Genomic DNA, 1,112 nt, shown 5'->3' with positions numbered 1-1,112 from the left:
ACGGGGTCGTAGCCTTTGTTGGCGAGGAACTTCTTGGCGTTGTCGGTGAGTTCCAGGCCCATGTCCTTGTTGCGGAGCTGGGTTTCGATCCGGGCGATCATCAGGTCGACGATGCCGAGGATCTGGTCCTGCATGAGCTGGTGGAAGACGATGGTGTCGTCGATGCGGTTGAGGAACTCCGGGCGGAAGTGCTGCTTCAGCTCGTCGTTGACCTTCTGCTTCATCCGCTCGTAGTTCGACTCGTTGTCTTCCGATGCCTGGAAGCCCAGGGACACGGCCTTGGCCACGTCGCGGGTGCCCAGGTTGGTGGTCAGGATGATCACCGTGTTCTTGAAGTCCACGATGCGGCCCTGACCGTCGGTGAGCCGGCCGTCCTCGAGGATCTGCAGGAGGGTGTTGAACACGTCCGGGTGGGCCTTCTCGATCTCGTCGAAGAGGACCACGGAGAACGGCCGCCGGCGGACCTTCTCGGTCAGCTGGCCGCCCTCGTCGTAGCCGACGTAGCCGGGGGGCGCACCGACGAGGCGGGACACCGTGTACCGGTCGTGGAACTCCGACATGTCGAGCTGGATGAGGGAGTCCTCGGAGCCGAACAGGAACTCGGCCAGGGCCTTGGACAGCTCGGTCTTCCCGACGCCGGACGGGCCGGCGAAGATGAACGAGCCGGACGGGCGCTTCGGGTCCTTCAGACCCGCCCGGGTGCGGCGGATGGCCTTCGAGACCGCCCTGACCGCGTCCTCCTGCCCGACGAGGCGCTTGTGCAGCTCGTCCTCCATGCGCAGGAGCCGGGCCGTCTCCTCCTCGGTCAGCTTGTACACCGGGATGCCGGTCCAGTTCGCCAGGACCTCGGCGATCTGCTCGTCGTCGACCTCGGACACGACGTCGAGGTCGCCGGCCTTCCACTCCTTCTCCCGCTGCGCCTTCTGACCCAGCAGCTGCTTCTCCTTGTCCCGCAGCTGCGCGGCCCGCTCAAAGTCCTGCGCGTCGATCGCGGACTCCTTGTCACGGCGCACCTGAGCGATCCGCTCATCGAAGTCACGCAGGTCCGGCGGCGCGGTCATCCGGCGGATCCGCATCCGGGCACCGGCCTCGTCGATCAGGTCGATCGCCTT

1 protein-coding gene is annotated in these 1,112 nt (G+C 66.1%); it reads right to left on the bottom strand.

Annotated features, from left to right (window positions below):
- The coding region (locus tag AB0M46_RS51385) for an AAA family ATPase (RefSeq protein WP_363349086.1) at positions 1-1,112 on the bottom strand (1,112 nt) is incomplete at both ends.

Source organism: Dactylosporangium sp. NPDC051485, assembly GCF_040682015.1.
Taxonomy (GTDB): Bacteria; Actinomycetota; Actinomycetes; order Mycobacteriales; family Micromonosporaceae; genus Dactylosporangium.
Note: the sequence above shows the minus strand (reverse complement) of the source record. Positions and strands in the feature narration are given on the sequence as shown.